Source organism: Halobacillus sp. (genome assembly GCF_049282395.1).
Taxonomy (GTDB): Bacteria; Bacillota; Bacilli; order Bacillales; family Halobacillaceae; genus Halobacillus.
This window is the reverse complement of sequence record NZ_JBAPTY010000090.1, coordinates 1-3,269: the sequence shown is the minus strand read 5'-3', so window position 1 is coordinate 3,269 and position 3,269 is coordinate 1. Positions and strand designations below refer to the sequence as shown.

Annotated in this window: 4 protein-coding genes; 2 read left to right on the top strand and 2 right to left on the bottom strand. The window is 43.7% G+C overall.

What is annotated here, in order from left to right; translation table 11 throughout:
* Positions 1-878 (bottom strand): aminotransferase class I/II-fold pyridoxal phosphate-dependent enzyme (locus tag WAM07_RS04470; protein WP_422165127.1); only part of this gene is annotated, 878 nt, incomplete at its 3' end.
* 134 nt (positions 879-1,012) lie between these two features.
* Between WAM07_RS04470 and WAM07_RS04465 the strand changes: the two genes are divergently transcribed.
* Together WAM07_RS04465 and WAM07_RS04460 are read left to right on the top strand one after the other, a co-directional pair.
* On the top strand, positions 1,013-1,969 hold the full coding sequence (locus WAM07_RS04465) for an NAD(P)H-dependent flavin oxidoreductase (RefSeq protein WP_422165125.1): 957 nt from the start codon (positions 1,013-1,015) through the stop codon (positions 1,967-1,969).
* A 19-nt stretch (positions 1,970-1,988) separates the two neighbouring features.
* Positions 1,989-2,264, top strand: coding sequence for a UPF0223 family protein (locus WAM07_RS04460; RefSeq protein ID WP_422165123.1), 276 nt, complete (start codon positions 1,989-1,991; stop codon positions 2,262-2,264).
* 37 nt (positions 2,265-2,301) lie between these two features.
* Here WAM07_RS04460 and WAM07_RS04455 read toward each other — a convergent pair whose 3' ends face one another.
* Complete coding sequence (locus WAM07_RS04455; RefSeq protein WP_422165121.1) at positions 2,302-2,937, bottom strand: YktB family protein; 636 nt, start codon at positions 2,935-2,937, stop codon at positions 2,302-2,304.
* Positions 2,938-3,269: the final 332 nt, after the last annotated feature.

Genomic DNA, 3,269 nt, shown 5'->3' with positions numbered 1-3,269 from the left:
CTATCAGCAAGCCTGATACAGCTCTCCATAAGTTCATGCCCATTCATGGCCAGATGGCGCCTTGCTGTGTCAAGAGAAGCTAACAGAATATAAGAGGTAGATGTTGTTGTGAGCATCGACATTATTGTCTGCACTCGTTCATGAGATACGAGACCTTCTCTTAAATTTAGCACCGAGCTTTGAGTAAGAGACCCGCCAAGTTTGTGAACACTTGTAGCGGCAAGATCCGCACCTGCCTGCATAGCAGAAAGCGGAAGCCGCTCGTGAAAATGGATGTGTACACCATGAGCTTCATCTACGAGTACAGGAATATCAAAGGAATGAGCAATATCCACAATATGACTGAGGTCAGCAGTGATTCCAAAATAAGTCGGATTAATGACAAGCACACCTTTTGCGTCGGGATGGGCCGTACAGGCCCTCTCAACAGCTTCTGGTGTAATTCCGTGAGAAATGCCAAGCCTGTTATCAAGCTCAGGGTGAATGAATACAGGTTTAGCGCCTGAAAAAATGATGGCTGTCGTGATCGATTTGTGTACATTTCGCGGGACAATGATTTTATCTCCTGGTTGACAGACGCTCATGATCATCGTCATGATGGCCCCGGAAGTTCCCTGAACGGAGAAAAATGTATAATCGGCTCCAAAAGCTCCAGCTGCGAGGCTTTGAGCGTCCTTGATCATTCCCTGGGGATGATGAAGATCATCCAAAGGTTCAATGTTAATCAAATCGATAGAAAGGGCATTCTCGCCTATAAACTGCTGAAATTCTTTATCCATCCCTTTGCCGCCTTTATGGCCGGGTATATGAAATTGAGTTGGTTTTTTTTCTGCATGGTTTTTAACACCTGTAAATAAAGGAGTTTCGTTTTGATTCATACCGTATAAGCACCTCTTTATAATAGAAAGCATGTGAATTATAGCAAAGTACCCTTATATTTGCTAGTAAAAAAACCAGGCTCGTGCTTCATGTTAGACCTCATGGTAAACTGTTCTTAAAAGGAGGAGAAGCCATGAACTGGAAAACCCAAGTAACAGAGAAATTAGGGATTACCTACCCTGTTATCCAGGGAGGACTGGCCTATCTCGCTTACGCAGAGCTGGCCGCTGCCGTTTCCAATGCAGGAGGCCTTGGTCAGATAACCGCGATGAGCATGAATAGTCCAGATGAACTGCGTGCGGAAATTAAGCGGTTACGTACCTTAACCGGGAATCCATTCGGTGTGAATTTTGCCATTGGTCAACAACGAAGGCCATTTGAAGATATGGTCGCTGTGGCTGTAGAGGAAAAGGTCCCGGCTATTTCGGTGACAGGAGGCAATCCTAAGCCAGTACTGGACTTAGTAAAGGGAAAAGGTATTAAGACCCTTGTACTTGTTGCTGCCAGGCGGCAGGCAGAGAAAGCTGAAGAACTGGGCGCAGATGCAGTTATGGTTGTTGGTCAGGAAGGAGGCGGGCACATAGGAAGAGATGATGTCGGTACTTTTGTTTTGACCCCGCGGGTAGTAGAGGCAGTATCCATTCCTGTAATTGCTTCCGGCGGGATTGGGGACGGCCGGGGACTTATGGCTGCACTGGCACTGGGAGCCGAAGGTATCGAAATGGGGACCAGATTTATAGCTACAAAAGAGTGCCATCATGCCCATGCCGCATACAAACAAGCATTGATTGATGCAACGGAGACATCCACTACCGTTATAAAAAGAAGCTTAAAGGCGCCAGCAAGAGCCTTGAAAAACCCATGGACGGAGGAAATATTGAAGCTGGAATCCGAGGATAGGGGTTATGAAGGTTTAAAAGATTACATTGGAGGCGAAGCGAATAAGAGATACATTTATGAAGGGGAAGTAGAAGAGGGGTTTGCCTGGGCAGGACAAATAGCTTCCAGTATCACAGATGTACCCTCAGTCGCTGAACTGTTCCAGCGGATCATTCAAGAGGCCGAAGATATACGCAGTAAATGGAATTAGGTACATAAGGAGGGATAGAATGAGTTATCATTATCCAATTGATGAAATATACTGGACGAAAGAGGAAATTATCGATGTCGTAAACTTTTATTCTATGGTCGAACAAGCATATGAGAAACAAGTGAACCGTGACGACCTTCTACTATCGTACACACGCTTTAAACAAATTGTCCCGTCTAAAAGTGAAGAAAAGAAGCTATGTGGCCAGTTTGAGAAAGAATCAGGATATTCCTGCTATCGTACAGTTAAAAAAGCGAAGGAATCAGCACCAGGAGACAAAATAAAAATGGAATAATATTTTAAAGCAGCCGCAAATTAAAGCGGCTGCTTTTCTAATCAAGCTTCTTTGTATAGCGGTACAATGGTTCGAGGGTTTGGAACGTATCTCGACAAAGGTTTATAAAACCCTCAGGATCCTTAAGTCTGGAATCATTCCGCTCGATTTTCTGCCCACACAGGATCTCTGCTTTCTTGACATTCTTGAGTCTGTCGGTCATGGCATCAAATTTGTCAGAATCAACCTCACCGTGAGAGATGGCTTCAGGCTTGGTGTGATCCCCAGACCAGGCAAAGTGATCAGGAATATGGTTCATAATTTCTTTTTTATGAGATTGTAGTGTATCGGCATAATTTTCTTTAATAGGACTTTCATATATCACGGCAAACCAGATAAAAACGTGTGTTTCCCACAAGCCTATTTGGAAGTGGGGAAGTTTTTTATAGCCTCGTTTGTTCGAAGCTAAAGCGGCCCATGTATCATTTGGAGGATTCGTTTTACGCCTCGCGTGGCGTGCTACATGTACAAACATCTCATCCCCGGTCATCGCCGTTACATCGGGAGCAAGTTCGGAGGCAATTGCTTCTAGCTTGGGCGAAATATTCTCCTTTAAAGCTTCCATACGGTTTTCAAGTCCAGGAATGGTGAAAACGTCGAAATCTCTTTGGGTAAATCCTTTAAAATTAGTCATTCTATCAACTCCTAGGTAAACAATCGATCCTATTTTACCACACGTAAAAATCTTTACTAAGCAATCTGTTTCAAGGGTTTGAATTTTCTAAAAATGGGTTACATATAAGTAATCTAATTGAAACTTCTCAAGCAATTGCCACATATATATATAGTAAGGATTTGAAAGGGAGGGGATTAGCAATGAAACATGTCATGGAAGCGCTGCGAAAAAGAGAAGCTGAAGAAAAGCTCCCGGTGATCCGTTTGGAGATTGATTACGAATTGGTTACCTTGCATGATGCAATGTTAGCGGAGGATGAAGCTCAGATAAAGAAAAGTAAAAACAGGCTC

Coding starts and splice junctions, on each gene's coding strand:
- WAM07_RS04460 (WP_422165123.1), top strand. CDS start 1,989: ATGAGTTATCATTATCCAATTGATGAAATATACTGGACGAAAGAGGAA.
- WAM07_RS04455 (WP_422165121.1), bottom strand. CDS start 2,937: ATGACTAATTTTAAAGGATTTACCCAAAGAGATTTCGACGTTTTCACC.
- WAM07_RS04465 (WP_422165125.1), top strand. CDS start 1,013: ATGAACTGGAAAACCCAAGTAACAGAGAAATTAGGGATTACCTACCCT.